The 23,682-nt window shown below is 61.8% G+C and carries 19 protein-coding genes; 13 read left to right on the top strand and 6 right to left on the bottom strand.

The genetic code is table 11. The features are described 5' to 3' along the window. Positions 1 to 13: 13 nt before the first annotated feature. Positions 14 to 2,089 carry a methyl-accepting chemotaxis protein gene (locus GQF02_RS06835; protein ID WP_160795831.1) on the top strand — a complete coding sequence of 692 codons (2,076 nt, stop codon included), beginning with the start codon at positions 14 to 16 and terminating at the stop codon, positions 2,087 to 2,089. A gap of 71 nt (positions 2,090 to 2,160) precedes the next feature. On the opposite strand, the gene GQF02_RS06830 is transcribed toward GQF02_RS06835, so the two are convergent. From GQF02_RS06830 to GQF02_RS06820, 3 genes are read right to left on the bottom strand one after another with little or no spacing between them, the layout of a single operon-like run. Further along, positions 2,161 to 4,131: a diguanylate cyclase domain-containing protein gene (locus GQF02_RS06830; RefSeq protein WP_124734431.1), complete on the bottom strand. Its 1,971-nt coding sequence runs from the start codon at positions 4,129 to 4,131 to the stop codon at positions 2,161 to 2,163. Positions 4,132 to 4,138: 7 nt separating this feature from the next. Further along, positions 4,139 to 4,627, bottom strand: coding sequence for a YfiR family protein (locus GQF02_RS06825; RefSeq protein WP_160795829.1), 489 nt, complete (start codon positions 4,625 to 4,627; stop codon positions 4,139 to 4,141). After that, a complete protein-coding gene (locus GQF02_RS06820; protein ID WP_160795827.1) occupies positions 4,624 to 6,603 on the bottom strand; it encodes a TonB-dependent receptor plug domain-containing protein in 1,980 nt (659 codons plus the stop codon). The genes GQF02_RS06825 and GQF02_RS06820 overlap by 4 nt, the downstream gene beginning before the upstream one ends. A 260-nt stretch (positions 6,604 to 6,863) precedes the next feature. On the opposite strand from GQF02_RS06820, the gene rsxA reads away from it, so the two are divergent. The 9 genes from rsxA to GQF02_RS06775 all read left to right on the top strand — a co-directional run bounded on the left by rsxA (position 6,864) and on the right by GQF02_RS06775 (position 15,327). Continuing rightward, positions 6,864 to 7,445 carry an electron transport complex subunit RsxA gene (gene rsxA / locus GQF02_RS06815; protein WP_124734434.1) on the top strand — a complete coding sequence of 194 codons (582 nt, stop codon included), beginning with the start codon at positions 6,864 to 6,866 and terminating at the stop codon, positions 7,443 to 7,445. An 11-nt stretch (positions 7,446 to 7,456) separates the two neighbouring features. Then, the gene (gene rsxB, locus GQF02_RS06810; protein ID WP_124734435.1) at positions 7,457 to 8,020 is read left to right on the top strand and encodes an electron transport complex subunit RsxB; all 564 of its coding nucleotides are present in this window, start codon (positions 7,457 to 7,459) and stop codon (positions 8,018 to 8,020) included. Continuing rightward, a complete protein-coding gene (gene rsxC, locus GQF02_RS06805; protein WP_160795825.1) occupies positions 8,017 to 10,008 on the top strand; it encodes an electron transport complex subunit RsxC in 1,992 nt (663 codons plus the stop codon). The genes rsxB and rsxC overlap by 4 nt, the downstream gene beginning before the upstream one ends. Before the next feature lies 1 nt (position 10,009). Further along, complete coding sequence (locus GQF02_RS06800; protein WP_160795823.1) at positions 10,010 to 11,044, top strand: RnfABCDGE type electron transport complex subunit D; 1,035 nt, start codon at positions 10,010 to 10,012, stop codon at positions 11,042 to 11,044. Next, the gene (gene rsxG, locus GQF02_RS06795) at positions 11,037 to 11,654 is read left to right on the top strand and encodes an electron transport complex subunit RsxG (RefSeq protein ID WP_160795821.1); all 618 of its coding nucleotides are present in this window, start codon (positions 11,037 to 11,039) and stop codon (positions 11,652 to 11,654) included. The genes GQF02_RS06800 and rsxG overlap by 8 nt, the downstream gene beginning before the upstream one ends. Before the next feature lie 11 nt (positions 11,655 to 11,665). Beyond that, positions 11,666 to 12,373, top strand: coding sequence for an electron transport complex subunit E (locus GQF02_RS06790; protein ID WP_124734439.1), 708 nt, complete (start codon positions 11,666 to 11,668; stop codon positions 12,371 to 12,373). Further along, positions 12,373 to 13,005: an endonuclease III gene (gene nth, locus GQF02_RS06785; RefSeq protein WP_160795819.1), complete on the top strand. Its 633-nt coding sequence runs from the start codon at positions 12,373 to 12,375 to the stop codon at positions 13,003 to 13,005. Before GQF02_RS06790 ends, nth begins: the two co-directional genes overlap by 1 nt. An 86-nt stretch (positions 13,006 to 13,091) precedes the next feature. Then, positions 13,092 to 14,567 carry a DegQ family serine endoprotease gene (locus GQF02_RS06780; protein ID WP_160795817.1) on the top strand — a complete coding sequence of 492 codons (1,476 nt, stop codon included), beginning with the start codon at positions 13,092 to 13,094 and terminating at the stop codon, positions 14,565 to 14,567. A 55-nt stretch (positions 14,568 to 14,622) separates the two neighbouring features. Beyond that, positions 14,623 to 15,327 (top strand): type 1 glutamine amidotransferase, encoded by a 705-nt coding sequence (locus GQF02_RS06775; protein WP_160795815.1) that lies wholly within the window; start codon positions 14,623 to 14,625, stop codon positions 15,325 to 15,327. 4 nt (positions 15,328 to 15,331) lie between these two features. Here GQF02_RS06775 and GQF02_RS06770 read toward each other — a convergent pair whose 3' ends face one another. Then, the gene (locus GQF02_RS06770; RefSeq protein WP_160795813.1) at positions 15,332 to 15,799 is read right to left on the bottom strand and encodes a CYTH domain-containing protein; all 468 of its coding nucleotides are present in this window, start codon (positions 15,797 to 15,799) and stop codon (positions 15,332 to 15,334) included. A 175-nt stretch (positions 15,800 to 15,974) separates the two neighbouring features. After that, the gene (locus tag GQF02_RS06765; protein ID WP_160795811.1) at positions 15,975 to 19,244 is read right to left on the bottom strand and encodes a DUF748 domain-containing protein; all 3,270 of its coding nucleotides are present in this window, start codon (positions 19,242 to 19,244) and stop codon (positions 15,975 to 15,977) included. A 163-nt stretch (positions 19,245 to 19,407) separates the two neighbouring features. Here GQF02_RS06765 and GQF02_RS06760 point away from each other — a divergent pair, with 163 nt between their 5' ends. Both GQF02_RS06760 and GQF02_RS06755 read left to right on the top strand, forming a co-directional pair. After that, positions 19,408 to 19,563, top strand: coding sequence for a hypothetical protein (locus GQF02_RS06760; RefSeq protein ID WP_160795809.1), 156 nt, complete (start codon positions 19,408 to 19,410; stop codon positions 19,561 to 19,563). Positions 19,564 to 19,582: 19 nt separating this feature from the next. Further along, positions 19,583 to 20,923, top strand: coding sequence for a glutamine synthetase family protein (locus tag GQF02_RS06755; protein WP_160795807.1), 1,341 nt, complete (start codon positions 19,583 to 19,585; stop codon positions 20,921 to 20,923). A gap of 63 nt (positions 20,924 to 20,986) precedes the next feature. On the opposite strand, the gene GQF02_RS06750 is transcribed toward GQF02_RS06755, so the two are convergent. Next, positions 20,987 to 22,285, bottom strand: coding sequence for an acetyl-CoA hydrolase/transferase family protein (locus GQF02_RS06750; protein ID WP_124734446.1), 1,299 nt, complete (start codon positions 22,283 to 22,285; stop codon positions 20,987 to 20,989). A 223-nt stretch (positions 22,286 to 22,508) separates the two neighbouring features. Here GQF02_RS06750 and earP point away from each other — a divergent pair, with 223 nt between their 5' ends. Continuing rightward, positions 22,509 to 23,657: an elongation factor P maturation arginine rhamnosyltransferase EarP gene (gene earP / locus GQF02_RS06745; protein WP_160795805.1), complete on the top strand. Its 1,149-nt coding sequence runs from the start codon at positions 22,509 to 22,511 to the stop codon at positions 23,655 to 23,657. The last annotated feature ends 25 nt before the right edge of the window (positions 23,658 to 23,682 follow it).

The following is a 23,682-nucleotide window of genomic DNA, read 5'->3' as shown; positions in this document are numbered from 1 at the left end:
CGAAAGTCTGTCCATGTTTTCACTGCGTACTTTGCTCTTGCGACAAACCCTGTTGATTGCCGCCGTCATTCTGGCGGGGGCTTTGCTGGTAGTGCAACAAAGCGTCCACCTGAATGAGGCCGAAGCCGCTAACCGCCAAACCAGCGCCGCCATCGCGGCATTCAAGGATGTGCGCTTTCACGTCGTCCAGATTCAGCAATTTTTGACCGATGCCTCCGCCGTCGGCGTGGCCGAGTTTAACGATGCGCGCCAGCATCGCGACAGTGCCAAAGCGCTACTGCAACAACTGGGCCAGCAGCAAACGGAACTTGCCAGCGAAATCCATGCTGCTTCCGCACTGATAGATCCGCTGTACAACACCGGCGAGCGTATGACGCATGCCTATATCGGCAGCGGGCGGGAAGCCGGCAATGCCATTATGAAACAGCCGGAAACCGGATTTGATGCCGCCGCTGCCCGCCTGGCCGGCACGCTCGATCAACTGGCCAGCAGGCTGGACGCCAAAGTCGCCGCGGATGCCGCACAAGCCGATGCCAGCATGCGCGATCTGATCTACACCAGTTGCGCAGTCTCGCTCCTGGCACTGCTGTTACTGCTGGGCGGCAATATCCGCCTGGGAAAACGTCTTTTTTCCATCATGGGCGGCGAACCGGCACTGGCCCAGCAACTGGTGCGCGCCGTAGCAAACGGGCGTCTGCAAACGCATGAAAACCCGCGCGGCGACAGCGTACTGGGCAGTCTGGACCAGATGGTCAGGCAACTGGCCCAGCATTTGCGCAATATCCATCAGGCCAGCCAGCAAATTGCCGTCTCTTCTTACCAGATTTCCGAAATCAGTGGCGACATCGTCAGCGTCAACCGCACCCAGTCGGAACAGGCACAGGAGGTGAGCGAGGCATCCAATGCGGTGCAAACGGCTGTCAGCGAGGTGAAGCTATTGTCTGATCAGGCTATCGCACAGGTCGAAGAAACCCGGCTACGCGCGCTGGACGGGCTGAAAGCGGTGCAGAACAGCCAGGCCGAAATGGGCACGATAGGCGAACGCACGCAAGAGGCAGAGGACAAAGTCAGGGCACTCATGCAGGCAGGCGAAGAAATAGGCAATATCGTGGATGTGATCCGCCATATCACCGAACAAACCAATATCCTGTCGCTCAATGCGGCCATCGAAGCGGCACGCGCAGGAGAATCCGGGCGCGGCTTTGCCGTTGTCGCCGATGAAGTGCGCAATCTGGCCCAGCGTACTGCCAGCGCCACCAATGACATCATGGCCATCATCCAGCGTTTTTCCACTTTGCTGGCCGAGAGCGGCCATGCCATCAACGCCATCGCCAGCAGCACCCAAAGCGGGCTGGCGCAATCCGCCAACACGCTGGCAACGATAGATGCCATCGCCCAAAGTGCCGAAGACACACGCCAGGTCGCCCGCCAGATCCACCATGTGGTCGATCAGCAAAACGAATGCGTCTTGCGTCAGCAGATGCGCCTGTCCGGCCTGTACGACACGCTGGAACAAAGTACGGCGCGCGTACACACCACCGGCCTGATCAGCCACGATTTGTACGAAGTCACCCAAAAATTGCGCGACCTGCTGGCCAGCTTCGAGTTTGAACGCGAACCGGAAGCACTGCTGCCGGTCAACGAGCAGCGCACCAAGCCCCGGGCCGATAACAACCTGCTGGTCAAACTCAGCCATCACCAGCAGCAACTCGAATGCATCAGCACCGATCTGTCGCTCTGTGGCATGAAGCTGCGTCTGCCCGAACCTCTGACACAGCCCGATGGCGATGTGCAACTGGAAATCATGACCCCGTTTGCCAATCTGGAGGACTACCGTAATCAGCAGCCTTTACGCCTTAAAGGCAAGATTGTCTGGCAAAAAGATGTAGCAGGCCAAACCATGCTGGCACTCAATTACACGGCACAACTGTCGGCCAATGAAAAGACAAGGCTGGAGAGCTGCTTCGCTTTTCTGGGCAAGGCGGCGCATTTCGGCACCCCCACCTCATCAGCACGGAGGGACGGCAAAACAGAACCCGCCATCAGCCGCCCGCAGCTGGCGCTGTCGCCCTCCCCCGCCGCGCGCTGACGCGTATCCTGCCGGCGGCAACGCACACCCCGCGGTCGCCTTTGCCCTGCCATGGCGTGCCGGCTCCAAGCTTAAGCCGGCACGCCATGTTCATAGATACAGACCTTGTTGCGTCCGCCGCGTTTGGCCAGATACATCGCCTCGTCCGCCTCGCGGATCAGGCTCTCCAGATCCTGCGTCTGTGGTGACCACAAAGACAGGCCAATACTCGGCGTGATATATAAGGTGTGTCCGCCGCATATGGCTTCCCCGCCCACTTCCGCCAGGAGTTTGGCCGCTATTGCAGCGGCTTCTTCTGCGGGCACGGCAGAGAGCAGCAACACAAATTCGTCACCGCCAAAACGCGATACCGTATCGCTGGCGCGCACCCCCGCTTCCAGCCTGCGGGCAACTTCTCGCAGCAAGGCATCGCCGACGGCGTGCCCCAGCGTATCATTCACCCACTTAAAGCGATCCAGATCGATAAACAGCACGGCAAAACCCAAACCATCGCGCTGAGCACGCGCGAGTTCGACTCGCGCCCGGTCATAGAACAGGGTGCGGTTGGGCAGGCCGGTGAGGCCATCGTAATGCGCGAGATAAGCGATACGGTCGTTTTCTTCCTTGATGCCGGTGATGTCGCGTGAGATGCCGATATAGTTCGAGGTCTGCCCGTTCCCGTCGCACACCGCAGCAATCGACACCCAGGCCGTATAGGTCGCGCCGCTCTTGCGCCGGTTGAGCAGTTCTCCGCTCCACGCCCCCTCATGCGCCAGTTGCTGCCACATATCGCGGTAAACCTCGGACAGAGTGGAGCCGGCACTGAGCACGGCCGGCTTCAGGCCGATCACCTCGTCTGCGGCATATTCGTTGATGCGGGTGAACGCGCGGTTGGTCGATACGATCCGCCCGTCAGCATCGGTAATCATGATCGCCTCGTGCGAAGCCTCGAACACGCTGGCAGCCAGGCGCAACTGCGCCTCGTTGTACCTGCGCTCGGTCACATCCAGCAAGGTTCCGACCGCGCCTTGCACGCGGCCATCAAGGCCGCGCAAGGCATTGAATTCCAGCGCGACCCATCTTGTCCCGCCCGCGCTTTGCAGGCGGAACGCCAGCTCGGCCACCGGCTGCCCACTCATGACCGACCGGAACAGCACAAACAAAGCGGCTCTGTCATCGGGGTGAACGAATGCAAGCACAGACTCGCCCGCATACAAGCCGGGCGGCTGCCCGGCGATGTGCCAGAACATGCGGTTGGCAAAAGCCAGGCTGCCATCCCGCTCCAGTTGCACCACCCCCACCGGCACGCTTTCGACCAGCGTGTTGTAGCGGTTTTCACTCTCGGACAATTTGGCCTCGGCGCGATGCAACTCGTCGGTCCGGTAGCGCTCGATATGCGAGAGCATGGTATCCAGCCCCCGCGCCAACTCTCCCAGCTCGTCCGTGCGCTGCAGATTGCTGCGCAGGCTGTAGTCCTGATCTGCCGCCACTTTTTCCATCAGGGCAGACAGTTGCGTAATAGGATCGGCAACATCCACCAGTAGCCGCCGCATAATCAGGAAGGCAGCCGCCATCGCCAGCAAGGCCAGCAGCACACCGGCCCCGGCCTTGCCGAGCATATCCTGATAAAAACGGGTCAGATGATAGTGGATCACCAGTTCGCCCAGCACCTGATCGCGCTGCATGATTTTTTCACGCAGTTGCAGCGTGCGGTTGCCCAGCAGATGCTCGCGTCCGGCAGCCACCGCCACCTGATCCGGATAGGCGGCAAACAGCTCGCCATCCGGCCCCAGTATTTCGGCACTGTGTATCATCGGCGAGACACGCAGCGCCGCCAGCGTTTCTTCAGCCGCCCGTGCATCATCAAAGCGCAGCGCAGCCGCGCTGTTGTCGGCGATGATGCGTGCCTGGGTCTGCAAGCCCTGCTGCATGAAGGTCAGCGATGTGCGGTAATCATTGGCGATCAGCAGCAAGGTAGACAGCAAGATACAGACGGCCAGCGTGCTCAGCCCGATCAGCTGCAGCTTCAGTCTTACCGGCAAGGTTCGATAGTCTAAGCGCATGCCTACCTCAATAGACGGTACGCGCAAGGCGCAACAGGCGTGAGCTGAGCTTCAATCCCGAACGGCTCATTACCTGCGAATTGAATTCGAAATACAGCCGGCTGTTTTCCAGCCCCAGCCCCAGCATCACGCCATCGCGTGCGCAGCGCCAGTTCTCGCATACCGACAGCACCGGCTCACGCTCGATACGGCGCGCCCAGCCGGACAATTCGGCAGTCGGCATTTCACCGAGATAGACGACCGAACAGTTGGCCAGCGAAGCATCGCGAAGCAGACGCTCGACCTTGAGCCCGTCTTGGCCCTCAAGCGCACGAAATGCCGGCCAGTCGGTGTCGGAGACCGCCACACACAGGCGGCGCCCGCTTGTCGTCGCATCGGGCCATTGCACAAAGTCGAGCAGCTTGTAAACAAACACCGCCTTGTACGCAGCCTCCCCGGCCCAGACAGAACCAGCCAGCGCGAGCGAAGCCAACAAGCCCAGACAGATCCGCCTCATAGCGTGTAGCGCCCCCCCAGCCAGACAGTGCGACCGCGGGCATAAGCCTGAGTTGCCTGCGATGGCTGCAGGTAGCGGTGGTCGGTCAGGTTCACTACCTGCAGGCTCAGCTCTAGCCCCTTGTGCCACGGCCGTGCGGCAAGGCGCAGGTTGGCAACACCATAAGCGCGCGCCCATTCTTGCGTGTCGACCAGTTGACGCTTGGCCACCGCCTGCCACTCCAGCGCGCCCTGATAGCGCCCGTCTGCCGTCGCGACGTCGACGCCGGCGCTGGCCACCCACACGGGCGTACCGACGGGCTGCTCGCCCGCCGCGTCGCGGCTCTTCTGCCAAGCGAGGTTGGCATAGCCGCCGAAGCCGGAAACATCGCGCGCACTGGCCGACAATTCGATGCCATGCGTCTTCACCTGCGTCTGGTTAAGCGTCTCTATCCCCCCCAGATAAGTGATCATCCCCTGATTGCGGTTGACAAACAGCGAAGCACTGCCGGTGAAGCCACCCTGTCGGTACTCGAGCAAGAGTTCGTCACTCTTCACCCGCTCAAGCTCGGGACGTTGCTGCGGCATGGGTAGCCCGCCCTCGCTCAGGGTCGGCTCGTACTCGAAGGCGTTGGGCGGACGGAACGCCTCGGCGTGGATCAGCTTGACCGTGGTCGCCGCAGTCGGTGCCCATATCAGCGCCAGCCGCGGCGAAAACTCGCTGGCGTAATCGCTTACCTTGTCCAGTCGCCCGCCCAGCGTCAGTGCCCAGCGCTCGGCCAGCGCGATCTCGTCCTGCAGGTAGACGCCGACGCTGTCGCGCGCCGAGCGTGCACTCCAGGGGGGCTGCGCCATTCCTTCGACAAGATACTGATCAGCATAATCACGCCAAAAATCGCGCCGCCACTCGACCCCAAGACTCAGACGCTGACGCGCGAATGCCTCGGTCGTCAGCCGCAGCTCGGTCCCGCTCCAACGCGACGCCGCACGCCAGCGCACCTGCCACGGCACATGCCCGACCTCCTCCCACGCTTCTACAAATGTGCGCTCGCTCTGACCCACACTGAACTGCGCGACCAGTTCTGTAGTGCTCCCCAACGCCCAACGCCCGGAGCCGCCCAACAGGTACTGGCTGTTCTCGCCATCGGCATGAAACGGATAATATTCGCCGTCGACATCGTTATGCCGCTGCCCGCTAGCATCAGGGCGCCAGCGCGAGGCCAGCGCCACCAGACGATACTGCCCGGCGTCGACTGTCAACGATGCCTGCTCGCTGCGCTCGGCATAGTCAACGGATTCGCTATAGGTGCCCAGGTCGGCCAGCTGCTGGCCGCCAACCGTGCTGGTAAAAGTAGGATTGGCGCGCCGCGCGGCCGACAGCCGCCATTCGGTCCCGCGCTCGCTGACCCCGCCTAGCGTGGTGCCAAACGCTGTTGCGCCCGGCGTCGCCTGCGACCACAGCACCGCCCCCTCGGCCGCGCGTCCACGGCGGGTGATCACGTTGACCACGCCATAGAGCGCGTTGCCGCCATACAGCGTCGAGCCCGGCCCCTTGATAAACTCGATGCGTTCGACCGCCTCGATATCGACCAGACTGTCGTAACCGAACAGCGCCTGGTCATATATGCCGTCGTTGACGCGATGACCGTCGATCATCAGCAGGATGCGAGCCCCCCAGTCTGTAGACTGATTGGCACTGCTACCGCGCACCGCCAGCGCCGAACCGTGCGGTGTGTGAGCGGCCACCACACCGGCGACGCGCACCAGCGCGTCGGTCAGCGTGCGGTAGCCATAGCGGCGAATCTCGTCGGTGGTGATCACCGTCACGTTAGCCGGTGCCTCGGCGATCGGCTGCCGGCTCTTGGAGGCGCCCACCACTTCGGTGGCCAGCAAGTCATCGAGCGAACCGGTAAGCAGATCTGCATCGGCCGCCTGTGCGGCCATGCCTTGCAAGGCCAAGCATACTGCCGTCACACCCACTTTCAATATCCGTTTCATGCCAGCCCTCTCTATTGCATGACCACAAGCCCCATCATCAAAACAAAAATCTCTATAAAAAATAATGATTTTATTAAATTGATATTAACAAGGGCCAAACACCAATGCCATATATGCACCATTTAAGTGTTGTTTTATGCATAAAAGTTAGCCATGCCACGGCACACGCCAGGCAGTCGGCACGCCCTGCCGCACAAAACTTGTAGCACTTGCTCGAAAACAGGATAATTTCGTCCTTTGCCCGAACGCGAGCCTTTGTCATGGACTTCGGACACTACCTGCTCATCCTCGTCGCCACCGTATTGGTGAACAATGTGGTGCTGGTGCGCGTGCTGGGCCTGTGCCCGTTTATGGGCGTTTCCAAAAAGCTGGACGCCGCCATCGGCATGGGTGCAGCCACAGCTTTTGTGCTGACGCTGGCATCCGGCACCAGCCATCTGATCAACGAGTTGCTGATAGGGCTGGGGCTGGAGTATCTGCGCACCCTGTCCTTTATCGTGGTCATCGCCGCCATCGTGCAGTTCACCGAGATGGTGATCCACAAGACCAGCCCCATGCTGTATCAGGTGCTGGGCATCTATCTGCCGCTGATTACCACCAACTGCGCGGTACTGGGCGTGCCGCTACTGAATGCGCAGGAGAGGCACAGTTTTGCCGAGTCGCTGGTTTTCGGCTTTGGCAGCGCAGTCGGTTTTTCCCTGATCCTGATCCTGTTCGGCGCCATGCGCGAACGGCTGGAAGGCGCGGATGTGCCGGCGCCGTTCAAGGGTTCGGCCATTGCCTTTGTCTCGGCGGGGCTGATGAGCCTGGCTTTTATGGGCTTTTCCGGCCTGGTCAAATAAGAAAGTAAAGCATGAGCGGTTTTCTGACTGCGCTGGCCATCATGGCGGCTCTTGCCATCTTGCTCGGTGCAATTCTCGGTTTTGCCTCGGTGCGTTTTCGCGTCGAGGCCGACCCACTGGTCGACAAGATCGACGCCATCCTGCCGCAGACGCAATGCGGCCAGTGCAGCTTTCCCGGCTGTCGCCCTTACGCCGAAGCGATTGCCGGCGGCGAGGCCGATATCAACCAGTGCCCGCCCGGCGGCGAAGACGGTATCCGCAAGCTGGCCGAACTCTTGGGCGTGGATTTCAAGCCGTTTGACGAGGGGGCGATTGAAGTCAAACCCAAATCGGTGGCACTGATAGACGAGACTACCTGCATCGGTTGCACCCTGTGCATACAGGCCTGCCCGGTGGATGCCATCGTCGGCGCGGCCAAGCAGATGCACACCATCATTGCCAGCGAATGTACCGGCTGCGAGCTGTGCCTGCCGCCCTGCCCGGTCGATTGCATACAGATGGTGCCCGTCGGTACCACGGTGGCCAACTGGAAATGGTCGTATCCGGTGATCCCGATCAAGGCGGTGAAGGCATGAGCGCGCTTTTTCGCTTTCACGGCGGCATCCATCCGCCCGAATTCAAGGCCCTGTCCAATGGCACGCCGATCGCAACCCCGCCTCTGCCGGCGCGCTTTGCCGTGCCGCTGTCCCAGCACTTGGGCAATCCGGCCAAGGCCTGCGTCGCACTTGGCGAGCGGGTTCTGGCCGGCCAGCGCATAGGCGACGCCGACGGCCGCATCTCGGCAGCGGTGCATGCGCCGACTTCCGGCGTGGTCAGCGCCATCGGCCCGCACGCCGTGGCTCACCCCTCGGGCCTGCTGCAGGACTGCATCGTGATCGACAGCGACGGGCTGGATAATTGGTGCGCACCTAGCCCGCTGCCAAACTGGCAAGATGCCGGTGACGACGAAATCCGCACCTTTTTGCGCGATATGGGCGTGGTGGGCCAGGGCGGTGCCGTGTTCCCGACCAGCCTCAAGCTGGGCGTCAATACGCTGGAGCAACTCATCGTCAACGGTGCCGAGTGCGAGCCGTTTATCAGCTGCGACGACAGGCTGATGCGCGAACGTGCCGGCGAGATCGTGGACGGCATCCGCATCGCCGCGCAATTGATGCGCCCGCGCACGGTGCTGATCGGCATAGAGGACAACAAACCCGAAGCCATCACCGCGATGCGCGCGGCCTGCGCCGGCAGCGGTTTTGAAGTGGTCGCCATTCCCACCCTGTATCCGTCAGGCGGCGCCAAGCAGCTGATCCGCATCCTCACCGGCAAGAAAGTGCCGCATGGCGTGCGGGCGACGGATATGGGCGTGCAGTGTTTCAATGTCGGCACCTTGTATTCGCTTAAGCGCGCCATGATGGATGGCGAACCGGTGATCAGCCGCATCCTCACCCTGAGCGGCGATCTGGCTCGCCCCGGCAATATCGAAGCGCGCATCGGTACACCGTTTGCCCATCTGCTGGCCTGGGCCGGCATCCAGCCAGATAGCGAAGGCGTGATCATGGGCGGGCCGATGATGGGCTTCGACCTGCCTTCGCTGGAAGCAGGGGTATCCAAGGCCAGCAACTGCCTGATTGCCAAGAGCCGCGCGCTGTTTCCGCCGCGCCCGCCTGCCCTGCCCTGCATACGCTGCGGCGAATGCGCCAGCGTATGCCCGGCCGAATTGCAACCGATGGATCTTTACTGGTTTGCCAAGGCCAAAGATCTGGGCCGGGCGCAGGAAGCCGACCTGTTCGACTGCATCGAGTGCGGTGCCTGCAGCTACGTCTGCCCCAGCCAGTTGCCGCTGGTGGATTTTTACAAATTTGCCAAGGACGAGATCTGGGCGGCCGAGCGCGACAAAAAAGCCGCCGATCGCGCCCGCATGCGCCACGACTTCCGCCAGTTACGTCTGGAACGCGACAAGGCGGAAAAAGCGCAGCGTCTGGCCGCACGCGCCACACCCGCACCGGCCAGCAGTGCCGCACCCGACCCGGACAAGGCGGCCGCCATCCGCGCCGCCATGGCGCGCGCCGCCGAGAAAAAAGCCGAAGACAGTCATGCGCCCGCCAAAACACCATTAAGCGACGACGCCAAACGTGCGGCGATTGAAGCGGCGATGACGCGCGCCGCTGCCAACAAGGCCGCGCGCGAATCCGCCGTCAGCACAGCGGCTGCGCCGGGCGATGAAGCCAAACGTGCGGCGATTGAAGCTGCGATGGCGCGCGCCGCCGCGCGCAAAGCCGCACAAGGGGCAGCGGCAGGCGCGGAGGCAGGCGCGACGCCAGTTGCGATGCCGGCCAGCCCTTCACAACCCAAACCTGCCATCGACGACGCCAAGCGCGCCGCAATTGAAGCGGCCATGGCGCGCGCGGCGGCACGCAAAGCCGAACAGGGGGTAGAGGTAGGAGCGGCGTCAGCCGCGATGCCTTCCCAAGCTAAACCCGCCATCGACGACGCCAAGCGCGCCGCAATTGAAGCGGCCATGGCGCGCGCAGCGGCTAAAAAAGCCGAACGCGATGCGGCACAGAAAGGCGACAACTAAGATGCACGCTCCCTATATCGCCCGGCCAAGCACCGTGTCCGTCATCATGCTCAAGGTGCTGCTGGCCCTGCTGCCGGCCATTGCCGTCAGCGTCTGGTTTTACGGCATCGCGCTGCTGGTGCAGCTGAGCTTAGCCAGCGCCACCGCCTTGCTGGCCGAAGCGGCCATGCTGCGCCTGCGCGGCGTGCCGGTTGCGCCCTTTCTCAAGGATGGCAGCGCTCTGCTCACCGCCTGGCTATTGGCGCTGTCCATGCCTGCACTGGGTGCCTGGTGGCTGATTGTGGTGGCCACACTGTTTGCCATTGTGGTGGGCAAACAGCTCTATGGCGGACTGGGCAATAACCCGTTCAACCCGGCCATGGTCGGCTTTGCCGTGGCCATGGTGTCGTTTCCCGCGCAGATGGCGCATTGGGGCATGCCGCACGGCCCGCTGGACAGCGCGGCGCAGCTGGCGTGGATTTTCAGCCGCGAGCTGCCCGCCGGGCTGAGTCTGGACGCCATTTCCATGGCGACGCCGCTTGACTATCTGAAAACCCAGCTATTGCTGGGCGGCAGCGATATCGCCAGCCTGAAGCAGGCGCCCATGTTCGGCCATATTGCCGGCGTTGGCAGCGAATGGGTGGCGCTGGCCTATCTGGGCGGCGGTCTGTTTTTGCTGCAGCAGCGCGTGATCAGCTATCAGGCGCCGCTGGCGATGCTCGCGGGGCTCACGGCGCTGGCCGTGCCCTTGTGGCTATGGCAGCCGGCGCATTATGTCGACCCGCTGTTTCATCTGGTGGCCGGCGCCACCTTGCTGGCCGCCTTCTTTATTGTGACTGATCCGGTCTCCGGCCCGACCAGCGCCCGTGGCAAGCTGATCTTCGGCTTCGGTGTCGGCCTGCTGATCTATGTGATCCGCGTGTTTGGCGGTTACCCCGATGCGGCGGCCTTTGCCGTGCTGCTGATGAATATCGCCGTACCGCTGATAGACCAGCTCACCCGCCCGCCTGCCTTTGGCAAGCGCAAGCGCACAAAAAAGGCAGGCCAGCATGCTTAACGCCGCCCGCCAAGCCAGACGCAGCGCGCTGACCCTGCTGGTCTTTGCCCTGGTCACCACCGCCGTGCTGGCGCTGACTTATGCGCTGACCCATGACACGGTACGCGCCAACGAAGATGCGGCACGCACCCGCTTGATGGCACAAACCCTGCCCGAGGGCAGCTTTGACAACAACCTGATTGCCGACCCGGTGGCGCTGGATCAGGCACAGCGCCAGACGCTGGGCCTGCCTGAAAACGCCACGGCCTTTATCGCGCGCCAGGATGGAAAGCCGGTCGGTCTGGTGTTTGAAAGCGTGGCACCCAACGGTTACGGCGGCAAGATCCGCCTCCTGGTCGGCATTCTGGCAAATGGCAAAGTCAGCGGCGTGCGCGTGATCGCGCACAAGGAAACACCGGGGCTGGGCGACTATATCGACCACGCCAAAAGCCGCTGGAGCGAACAGTTCACCGGCAAGGGCATGGAGGCGCGCTGGAAAGTGAGCAAGGACGGTGGCGACTTCGACTATATGAGTGGTGCCACCATCTCGGCGCGCGCCGTCAGCGCCGCAGTCGGACGCGTGGTCACGCTGTTTGATGCCAATCGCCGCCACTTTCTGGCCCAACCGTAAAGGAAAGCGTAATGGAAGCAAACACGGACGCCAGACCCTGGCGTGACATTGTCCATAACGGGCTATGGAAACAGAACGCCGGCGTGGTACAGCTGTTGGGCCTGTGCCCGGTGCTGGCGGTCAGCACCAGCGTGGTCAACGGCGTATCGCTTGGGCTGGCCACCACACTGGTCACCACGGTGTCCGGCGCGGCGGTAGCCACCTTTCGCCATACCATACCCAATGAGATCCGCAACCCGGTCTTCATCATGCTGATCGCGGCTCTGGTCACCTGCGTCGATCTGGCAATGAATGCCTGGATGCACAGCCTGTATCTGGTACTGGGGATTTTTATTCCGCTGATTACCACCAACTGCATCGTCATGGCGCGCGCCGAGGCCTACGCCTCGCGCAATACAGTGCCCGAAGCCGCGCTGGACGGGCTGATGATGGGGCTGGGGCTCACCGGCGTACTGGGCATTCTGGGCGGCATGCGCGAACTGATCGGGCGCGGCACGCTGTTTTCCGGCGCCGAACTGGTGCTGGGCGATATCGGCCACGCGCTGGTGCTGCATGTGGTGCCGCCGGCTTTCAATTACCAGTTTTTGCTGGCACTGCTGCCACCGGGCGCTTTTTTCGGTCTGGCCTTGCTGATTGCCGGCAAAAACTATCTGGACGCCCGTGCGCGCAAACGCGCAAGCCTCCCGGCAGCGACAGACAATGAAACGGTCAGTGCCTGATGAATCCTGCCAAACGCCGCGCCATTTACCAGACTCTGCAACACGACAACCCGCAACCGACCACCGAGCTTGAGTACGGCAGCCCGTTCCAGCTATTGATCGCCGTACTGCTGTCGGCGCAGGCGACCGATGTGGGCGTCAACAAGGCCACACGCCGGCTTTTTCCCGTCGCACCGACCCCGCAAGCGATGCTGGCGCTGGGCGAAGAGCGTCTGGCCGAGGCGATCCAGACCATAGGTCTTTATCGCACCAAGGCACGCAATACCATCGCCACCTGCCGCCTGCTGCTGGAAAAATACGGCGGCGAAGTACCCCAAACGCGCGAAGCGCTGGAAAGCCTGCCCGGCGTCGGGCGCAAGACGGCCAATGTGGTGCTCAACACCGCCTTTGGCGTACCGACCATCGCCGTTGACACCCATATTTTTCGCGTGTCCAACCGCACCGGCCTCGCGCCGGGCAAGGACGTGCGCGAGGTGGAAGACAAGCTGACGCGCTTCACCCCGCCCGAATTCCGCCAGGACGCCCATCACTGGCTGATTCTGCTCGGACGCTACACCTGCAAGGCGAGAAAACCCGAATGCGGACGCTGCATTATTCGCGAGCTCTGTGAATACCGGGCAAAACCGTTATGATTAAGCAATGCAGCACTTGAAATCATGGCCCCGCGCTGCATGTAAAAGGGGCTGGCAGCCGCTGTTGCCACTGTAAAGGATTTGTTGTGAATACCAGCCTACGCACCTTCGCCATCGCCCTGCTTGCACTGTCCGTCCTCACCGGCTGCGACAAGATCAGCCAGTTGATCAAGGGCGAGCAGCCTATTTCCAAAGTCGCGGTACCGGCACAGGACGGGCGCGTGCAAATGCTGCTGCCCGACTTCACCTTGCTGGTCGAGCGCGATGGCCCGTCGGTAGTCAATATTCAGGCCACACGCGGCAGCGACAATCTGGCCAGCCCGCGCCAGAGCCAGTTGCCCGGCGGCATTCCGGAAGACGATCCCTTCTACGAATTTTTCAAACGCTTTGTACCGCCCGACCAGCAGGACAATCCGCCTGACGAGGGCGTGTCCTTTGGCTCCGGCTTTATTATCAGCGAAGACGGCTACATCCTGACCAATGCCCATGTGGTGTCCGGCGGCAGTCTGATCAAGGTGATGCTGACCGACCGGCGCGAGGTCAAGGCCAAACTGGTGGGCCTGGACAAGCGCACCGATGTGGCCGTGCTCAAGATCGATGTGACCGGCCTGTCGGCAGTCAAGATAGGCAATCCGGCCGAACTCAAGGTCGGCGAATGGGTAGCCGCGATCGGCGCGCCATTCGGTTTTGAAAATACCGTCACCGCCGGCATTGTCTCGGCCAAAGGCCGCAGCCTGCCGGACGAGAGCTATGTGCCGTTTATCCAGACCGATGTGGCCATCAACCCGGGCAACTCCGGCGGCCCGCTATTCAACCTCAAGGGCGAGGTTGTCGGCATCAACTCGCAGATCTACAGCCGCTCCGGTGGCTTTATGGGCATTTCCTTCGCCATTCCTATCGACATCGCCATGAATGTGGTCGAGCAGCTCAAGACCAAGGGCAAGGTCAGCCGCGGCCAGCTGGGCATCCATATTCAGGAGCTGACACAGGAACTGGCCCAGTCCTTCGGCCTTGACCGGCCGCATGGCGCACTGGTAGTGCGGGTTGAACCCGATGGCGCCGCAGCCAAGGCCGGCGTGCAGCTGGGCGATATCATTATCAAGCTCAACGACAAGGTGGTGGACAGCTCGCGCGACCTGCCTATTCTGGTTGGCGCCATGCAGCCGGGCACCGAGGTGAAGCTGACGCTATGGCGCAAGGGCAAGGAGCAGGTCGTCACCGCCAAACTGGCCGAGCTTAGCACCGAGCCGAATGAAGCCGCCTCAGCCCCGTCAGGCGAAGTTCAGCCGTTCAACTTCGACAAGATAGGGCTGATCGTGACCGAGCTCACGCCCGAGCAGAAAAAAGAGCTGGGCGTCAAAGGCGGCTTGCTGGTGCAAAAAGTAAAAGGCATCGCGGCGCGCTCCGGCCTGATGATGGGTGATGTGATTATCGGCATCAACCAGAACGAGGTGGGCACGGTCAAAGGCTTCGAGCGCGAGCTGAATGCCGCACGCGGCAATATCGCGCTGCTGGTGCGGCGCATGGACAACACGCTGTTCATTCCGCTGAAAATCGAATAACACCATGGCCGCCCTTCGGGGCGGCCTTTTTTTGCTTGTTTCGCAAGGGGAAAACATGAAACCGGTCGCCATTTTCCAGCACTATCCGGGTGAAGGCCCCGGTTATTTTGCCGAATTCGCCGAACGCGTCCACCTGAAAACCCGCCTGTTCCAAGGCTATGAAGGCCAGACACTGCCCGAAAGCTGCCGCGACTATGCAGGTCTGGTGGTCATGGGCGGACCGATGAGCGTGCGCGACCGCCTGCCCTTTGTCGAGGCGGAAAAAAGGCTGATTGCCGAGGCGGTCAAACTGGAAATACCGGTGATCGGTCACTGTCTGGGCGGACAACTGCTGGCCGAAGTACTGGGCGGCGAAATTACAGACAACCCCGGCGGCAGCGAAATCGGCTGGCATCCATTATCCAGCCATGAACCGGCAGGCGCGCACTGGTTTGGCGCAGCCGACGGTGTCGAAGTGTTCCACTGGCACAGCGAAAATTTCACCCTGCCAAGAGGCGCACAGCTATTAATGTCCAGTGCCCACTGCCCGCACCAGGCCTTCAGTCACGGCATCCATCTGGGCATGCAGTTCCATATCGAGATGACCAGCCATATGCTGGAACACTGGAGCGAATGCGAAGACGAACTGGCGCCGCATCTGGGCAAACCGGGGGTGCAAGAAGCACTAGAACTCAAGGGCAATGCCACGCAAAGGGTGCTGGGCTCCAACCGTCTGGCCGAACACGCCTACCGCGTATGGGTACAAGGCTTGAAAACCTGAAGCCTTACCAGTTTTTGAACGGGTTCTGCATCAGCGCCGAATTGTAATAGCGCACCTCGCCCGTGACTTCCGCGCCCAGCCATGCCGGGCGCAGGAAGTCTTCGTCTTCATGCCCCAGTTCGATCTCGGCGACAATCAGCCCCTGGTTGTCGCCAAAGAACTCGTCGACTTCAAAAGTATGGGCGCCAGCCGTCACCAGATGGCGCACCTTGTCGATCACGCCCGGCTCGCACAAAGCCAGCAAGGCCTCGGCTTCGGCGCGCGGAATTTCCCGCTCCCACTCGTAACGGCTGGCGCCGGAAGCATTGCCTATGCCCTTGACGGTAATAAAGCCCTGCTCACCCTTGATGCGTACGCGTACGGTGCGCTCGGGCACCGATGACAGATAGCCTTGGGTGATGCGCTGCTGCGCATGCGCTTCAGCGCGAAAATCGCCCGTCACCAGAAATTTGCGTTCTATCTCGACAGCCATACGGCCTCCTTGCCCGGCACGCGCCGGGACTTATTGTTCATCCGAAACGGCGTTGTGGCGATCATCCGCACTGCACTTATCCGCCCCTCCCGTGCCATGCGCCAGCAACCCCTGCCCGTTCGCCGCGTGAAAGCGGCAAGTCAAATACGTCCGCACAGCAGACTCAAACCGGGCTTCACGCCCCTGCCGTATCCAGCTTGATGCCCAGCTCGACACCATTGGCATCAGAGCCTGCCTTGTCCGCTGCGCCCAAAGTAATGCGCCCGGCCAGTGCTGCATCCACCTCCAGCATGATGGCGCGCGCAGCCGCAGCGCGCGCCTGTGCCAGCGTGGCCAGCTCGGCATCTGCTACCGGCGTTGCCGCAATCATTTCTTCGCGCAAAGCCTGGTAGCGCGCATCATTGTCCGGCAGTGCCAACAGGCGCTGCATCAGCTTGATACGCCCTATCTTGTCGACGTACACCGACTTCACCGCGTCCTGCATGACAGGGTCGCCCATGTCCGGCAATGGCAAAGGCTCGCCCGGCAATAGCTGGAAGCGGCCAGCGGCCAGAATGGCGCGGTCTATCCTGGAGCGCGCCAGCGCCTTGCGATCGGCCTCGGCATAGCGCCCGGCTATTTCCAGCTTCAGCTGCGGACGTTTTTGCAGCAGCGTGGCGAGCTGGTCCAGCTTTTCGCGCTCGGGTGGCGACACCGCCGCTTCGCCCGGCACGGCATACACCGCGTCAAATCCCTCGCCACCGAGCAAGGCACCCAGCGCGCGAAACGGCGCGGTCGCCACTTTGGTCACCACATTCTTGACCGCCTGCCACACCAGATGACCGACACTGAACTCGGGATCATCCAGGCTGCCGCTGACAGGCAGATCCAGATCGATGCGCCCGTCACCGTCTTCCAGCAGCGCGATTGCCAGACGCAGCGGCAGGCGCGTGCCTTTATAGTCGGGCAGTTCTTCTCCCAGTTTGAGGCTGTCTATCACCACGCGGTTTTCCGCCTTGAGCGCGCGCCGATCCAGGCGGTAGCTGACATCCAGGCTCAGGCGACCGTCGTCCACCTGCCAGCCGGCAAAACTCATCGAGTACGGGTTCAGGCTGTGTATCGGAATATTGCGAAACGCCAGCGCAATATCGAGGTCATCGGTCACCGCCTGTGGCGACAGCGCACCCTTGATGCGCACATCGCCGTAGCGGTCGACTTCACCATTGAAAGACAGGCTGGCACGGCGGCCGGCGCGGCTGGAAATGCCCAGCACCGAACCGTTCAAGTCGTGCATGCGCGTGGCAAAAGCCGGCTTCATGCCCTGATCGGAAAACTCGAGATCGCCCTGGATGACACGCACGCTGGCGATATCCACGGCATAGCCCGGGCCTTGTTTGGCGGCGGCAGGCCTGGCAGTCGCCATCTTGCCGGCGAACAGCTTTTCTACATTGCTGCTGCGCTTTTCATCCAGTAAGAACCGCGCCACCGGCTTGTCCAGGCGGATTTCTGCGATGCGCGCGCGTTTGGCGTCGGCCTGTATGCCCTGTATTTGCAGACGCTGCCAGGCTAGCAGAGGCTGCGTCTGGCCCGGCTCCATCACCGCTAGCCGTGCAATATCGCCATTGCCGCGCACCGACCAGTTTGCCTCTTGCCAGCGCGCATCCAGCGCCGTCGCCAGCGACCCCGAGCGCAGGAGCAAAGGGGTACCGGCCAAGGCATAAGGCGCAAGCGCTTGTAACGGCACGCCCTTAAGCGCCAGTCTGGCCTGGCCGCTGGCGTTTTCTAAGCTGGCGCGGCCGTTCAGATCAAGCTGCCCGCCCTCCAGGCGACCGTTAAGCGCCAGCGCCAGCGCTCCCTCTTCCGGCGTGACCGTGCCGGCAAGGCCGGTGAGCGCAAGCGTCAGCGGCTTGGCCATCGCCTCGTCGCGCCAGCGCACACTGCTGTCCGCCAGCGTCAGCTGCGGCAAACGCGTCTGCCATGCACGGCCGCTTGCCGGCGCGGCCTTGGACGTAGGCAAGCCCGGGCGCTGCTGCAGATAACGGGCAATATTGATCTGCCCGCCGCGTGTCTGTACTACGTCCAGCTGCAAGCCGGCCAAATTAAGCGTGCCGGCGTCAAGCTTGCGCGTGGCGGTGTCCACATCCAGATCTTGCAGCGCAAGCGAAGACAGCTGCAGCCAGCGTGCTTCCTCGCTTTGCAGTGTCAGCGCCGCCAACTGCCCCTGAACCTGATCGACGCGAACTGCACCGGCGCTATCCAGCCGCACCCGTGCCGATGCTTCGGGCAACTGCCCAGATACACGCAAAGGCCGGATAAAGCCTGCGTCATCCAGCTGGAACTGCGCATTTTTAAGCCATAGCTTATCCAGTGACAGGCTTAAGCCGGGCGTTGCCGTGGCGGACTTGGCCCTGCTCATATCCGGCACCGGCAAGGCCGCCTGCCAGTCAAGCAAGCCTTGCTGATTACGCAGGCCATTAAAGCTCAGGCCATCAAGCCTCACGCCCTGCACGCGGGCGCGCATGCCATCCAGCACAAAACTGGCACCGCTCACATCCAGCGTTTTAAGCAAAAGCGGATTGCCGCTGCCCGGCGCCTTGAAGGCCAGATCGCTGCCTTGCAGCGCAAGGTGCGGCAAGACAAGCTCAGGCTTGCTGCCCGGCATGGCAAAACGGTAGCGCGTGTTCAGCGAGACACTGCCCTGCGGGCTTGCCAGGCGCAGATGCGGGGCAACCCATGGCCAGACACTGGCCAGTTTCAAGCCCTGCAGCGACAGTTCGCCCTGTGATGCCAGAGGCGACAGTCCCACCCGGCCTTGCCAGGTAAGGCGCGCCCCGTCGTTCAGGCGGGCATTCAGTTGCAGCAGCCCATCGCGCCCGCTCAGGGTGGACAGCTCATTGAGCGACAGATCAAACGGGGTGAGCGCCGCCCTGCCGCCCTGGGTGCCCGCATCGTCCAGCGCAATCACCCCTTGCCTGATGCGCAGCGCTTCGATCAGAAGGGAAGGCAGGCTGTCGTCGCTGGTCTTGGCTTTCTTACCCTGACTGCTCGCTGCGTCGAGTAAACGCGCCCAGTTCCACACCCCGGCTGCATCGCGCGCCAAGGTCAACCTGGGCGCATCCAGATTCAGTGCGGACACTTGCCAGCGCCCGGCCAAAAGCGCCCAGAGTTCGGCATTAATCAGCAGGCGCTTGGCCGCAAACAGCGGCGCGCCCTGGCTGTCGCTAAGCTCGATGTCGCCCAGCTCGGCGCGCATGGCCCACGGGGCGATATCCACCTGCCCCAATTGCAGCTTGTAACCTATGCCCTGCGCCCAGTCGGCTGCGCCTTTTTGCAAAAGGCGCGGCGCCAGCGTGTACAAGGCCCCCCATAGCAGCGCCACCAGCGCCAGCAAGGTCATGGCCAACAGGCGAAGGCCACGCCAGCGCCTGGCCGGCCTGGCGATGTGTTCGGGAGCAGCTTGATTCATGGAGTTCTTGGGTTTGTTATCGTGTCGTGATGCCAATGATGGCACAGATGCCACACTCTTGGCCTGCCATGCAGTTTTTCCTGCCAAACTCACGCATTAGTCATAGGATGCGTGTTGAGCATTTTAAACAGCTGTGCACCGCACAGCCCAAACGGAGACGCTTATGCCCCCAGTCCCATGGCCTGCCCCCAAAGCCAACCTTGCCCTCGCCAGCATCGACGATTTAAACGACAGGCGCGCTTTTCTGATTCTCGCCCAGCGCAAAGGCGCACTGGTCAATTTTGCCCGCCGGGCCACCAGCTCCGGCGCTCACCCGTAATCACCGTCAAGGACTTGCCATGCATCACGCCGAACAGATCAACCAGTGGTTGGACGACAATCACATCACCGAAATCGAATGCCTGATCCCGGACATGACCGGACTGGCCCGCGGCAAGATCGTGCCGCGCCACAAGTACAACCCCGCCGAAGGCTTGCGCCTGCCCGAAGCCGTCCTGTCGATGACCGTCACCGGCGACTACCCCGAGCAGGACTTCACCGCCGTTTCCGACCCCGATATGCGCCTGCTTGCCGATGCGGCCAGTGTACGCCCGGTACCGTGGGAAAAAGAGCCAACCGCGCAGATCATCCATGACTGCCTGAATTTTGACGGCACGCCGGCCGAACTTGCACCACGCAATGTATTGAAACGCATCCTCAAGCTATATGAAGATGCCGGCCTGAAGGCCGTGGTTGCACCCGAAATGGAATTTTATCTGGTCGAAGTACAGCCGGATGAAGACATCCCGCTCACCCCGCCGGTCGGTCGCACCCGCCGCACCGAAGCCGGACGCCAGAGCTTTTCGATTGACGCCGTCAACGAATACGAAGACATCTTCGATGTGATGTATGACTGGTGCGAAGCCCAGGGCATCCAGCTCGATACGCTGATCCACGAGATGGGCACCGCCCAGATGGAGATCAACCTCGACCACGGCGATCCGCTGGCGCTGGCCGACCAGGCGTTTTTATTCAAGCGCACCGTGCGCGAAGTGGCCATCCGCCACAATATGTACGCCACTTTTATGGCCAAGCCCATGCAGGGCCAGCCCGGCAGCGCGATGCACATCCACCAGAGCGTGGTCGACATCAAGACCGGACAGAATATTTTCTCCAATAGCGATGGCACACCATCGGATGCGTTCTACCACTTTATCGGCGGCCTGCAGACCTATCTGCCACCGGCGATGCCGTTTTTCGCCCCGTATGTGAACTCCTATCGCCGCCTGTCGCGCTATACCTCGGCACCAATCAACCTGAGCTGGGGCTTTGACAACCGTACCTGCGGCCTGCGCGTCCCGCACTCCAGCCCCGAGGCGCGGCGCGTGGAAAACCGTCTGGCCGGTGTCGACGTCAACCCTTATCTCGCGATCGCCGCCAGCCTGGCCTGCGGTTATCTGGGCATGCAGGAGAAGATCAAGCCGTCCGAGCCGCTGACCGGCAGCGCCTACGAACAGCCACACCAGCTGCCGCGCCATCTGGACGACGCGGCCGATCTGCTGCGCGCCTGCGAGCCTTTGGCCCAGGTATTCGGCCGCCACTTTATCGACACCTATTGCGCGATCAAAGAGGCCGAATACCGCGAGTATTTTGATGTAATCAGCCCGTGGGAGCGCCGCTTCCTCTTGCTGCACGTGTAAACATAAAAACAAGGGCTGGCACATGCCAGCCCTTATGCAGAAATCAGCCGCTTGATGCAGGTCTTACAGCAGCTTCATCTTTCTGGCCTCCTCGGTCAGCTCGGCACGGAAATTGGGGTGGGCGATCGCGATCAGCTCCTGCGCGCGCTGCCTGAGGCTTTTGCCGCGCAACTGCGCAACGCCGTATTCGGTCACCACATAGTTCACATCATTCTTGCTGCACGAAACGAAAGTCCCCTCGGTCAGGGTCGGTACAATGCGCGAAATTGTGTCGTTCTTGGCGGTGGACGGGGTCACGATAATGCCGCGCCCGCCTTTGGAGCGGTTGGCGGCACGGATAAAATCGGTCTGCCCGCCGGTACTGGAAAACGGCTTGTAGCCCAGACTTTCCGAGCCGCACTGGCCGGCAAAATCCAGCTGCAAGGTGCCGTTGATCGCCACCAGATTATCGTTCATGCCGGCGATGGCCGGGTCATTGACGAAATCGGATGGCCGCATCTCCAGCATCAGGTTGTGGTGCATCGCCCGATACAGACGCTGGGTGCCCAGCGCGAAGGTCGCAATCATCTTGCCCGGCATAAAGTTCTTCTTGCGGCAAGTAATGGCGCCGCTCTCCCACAGGGAAATAATGCCGTCGCCTATCATCTCGGTGTGGATACCCAGATCGCGTTTGTGCGTCAGCTGGGTCACGACGGCATCTGGGATGCCGCCAAAGCCAATCTGCAGGGTATCGCCATCGTTGATCAGTCCGGCCACATGCGCACCGATGGCCTTTTGTACCTCGCCGATTTCCGCCATTTTCACTTCGCGTAGCGGCAGGCTGCTCTCCACCACGGCCGCCACCTGCGAAATGTGCACATGGCACTCGCCATAGGCAAAGGGAACATTCGGGTTGACTTCCAGCACGATGGCGCGGGCGCGCTCGACAGCGGCCATCGCATAATCCGCCCCCAGGCTCAGGGAGAAATAGCCATGCTCGTCCATAGGTGACGCGAGCGCGAACAGCACATCGGCCGGCAATTCGCCGCGCTTGATCATGCGTGGAATTTCGGAAAAATGGTTGGGCACCAGATCCGCCCACCCTTCCTGGCAAGGCTTGCGGGTCGTTCCACTCAGAAAGTAGGCCACATGGCGCACATGGTCGGTGGTTTCCGGATCGTAGTAGCCGTAATTGCCCAGTCCCAGCAACTGGTAAACCTTCACATCCCTGAATTTTCGCCGCGCCTCGCCCAGCGCAGTCAATAGCTCGGGCGGTTCACTCGCCGCCGTCGGCACGATAATACTGTCGCCATCCTTCACCCAGCCCAGCGCATCCGCTGCACCAAGCTGCTTTTGCCGATAAAGATCCAATACGTTTTGCATTATTTTTCTCCCTTGCAGAGCTGACGGGTACCAAAAAACCCTGACACAAATAATGCCATAAGAATTGTTTTTAAGCCTGTAGAATGGAAATGGCCTGCCAATTGCCAGCGACAGGCTATCGGCCAGCGCCCGCAACACCAACCGGGGCAGGATATTGTTCAGCACCACTTTCCCCGCGCTGCCGCTGGCGCTACCATGGCGGCCTTTTGCAGGAGAGCGGCAGATGAAGCGCCAGCAGTGGGACGTGTTCTGCAATGTGATCGACAACTACGGCGATATCGGCATCGCCTGGCGTCTGGCGCACCAGATTGCGCATGAGTATGGCCAGACAGTCAGGCTATGGGTCGACGACATGCAAAGCTTCGCCCGTATCGAGCCCATGCTGGATGCCACCCAGGCGCAGCAGATGCTGGAAGGCGTAGAAATCCGCCACTGGCCGCGCGCCTTTCCCCACAAGGTCGATGCCGCCGATATCGTGATCGAAGCCTTCGGCTGCACCCTGCCCGAACCCTATGTCACGGCGATGGCGGCACGCAGCCGCAAGCCGGTCTGGGTCAATCTCGAGTATCTGTCGGCCGAAGACTGGATAGAGGGCTGTCACGCCCTGCCCTCGCCCCACCCGCGTCTGGCGCTGACCAAATGGTTTTTCTTTCCCGGCTTTAGCGAACAAAGCGGCGGCCTGATCTGCGAAGCCGGCCTGTTTGCCAGGCGCGATGCCTGGCAGGCGGATCTTGCCGGGCAGCAAGCCTACTGGCACAGCCTGGGCCTTGCGCCGCGCCAGAGCGGCGAGTTGATCGTCAGCCTGTTTACCTATGAAAGCCCTGCCGTCGGTGACTGGCTGCAAGCCTGCGCCATGGGCGCGCAAGCCGTGCGGGTGATGGTGCCGCACGGGCGGGTGATTGCCGATGTCGCCCGCCTGTTCGGGCGCGACACGCTGATGGCCGGCGAGACGCTCAGCCTGGGTTCGCTCACGGTGCATGTATTGCCGTTCAGCGAGCAAAGCGAATACGACAAGCTGTTATGGTCGTGCGACTTCAATATCGTGCGCGGCGAAGACAGCTTTATGCGCGCCCAGTGGGCCGCGCGCCCCTTCTTGTGGCATATCTACCCGCAGGACGAAGACGCCCATATCGTCAAGCTCGATGCCTTTTTGCAACGCTACAGCCAGAGCCTGTCCACGCCGGCACGACAGGCTCTGACAAACTGCGCCCATGGCTGGAACCGCGGCACAGGCATGGCAGACGCGTGGATGGCTTTGCAGGAATATCTGCCTGAACTGGCGGGGCATGCCCGCATCTGGCCGCAACAGGCACTGGGGCGCAGCTCACTTGCCGCGAGGCTGGTGCAAATGATTGAAAAACAGCTACAATAGCGCCCTCTTGGGGAAAGCATTCCCC

Source organism: Craterilacuibacter sinensis, assembly GCF_009831765.1.
Classification (GTDB): domain Bacteria; phylum Pseudomonadota; class Gammaproteobacteria; order Burkholderiales; family Chromobacteriaceae; genus Craterilacuibacter; species Craterilacuibacter sinensis.
The sequence above is the reverse complement of the archived record's forward strand: the minus strand, read 5'-3'. Positions and strand labels throughout refer to the sequence as shown.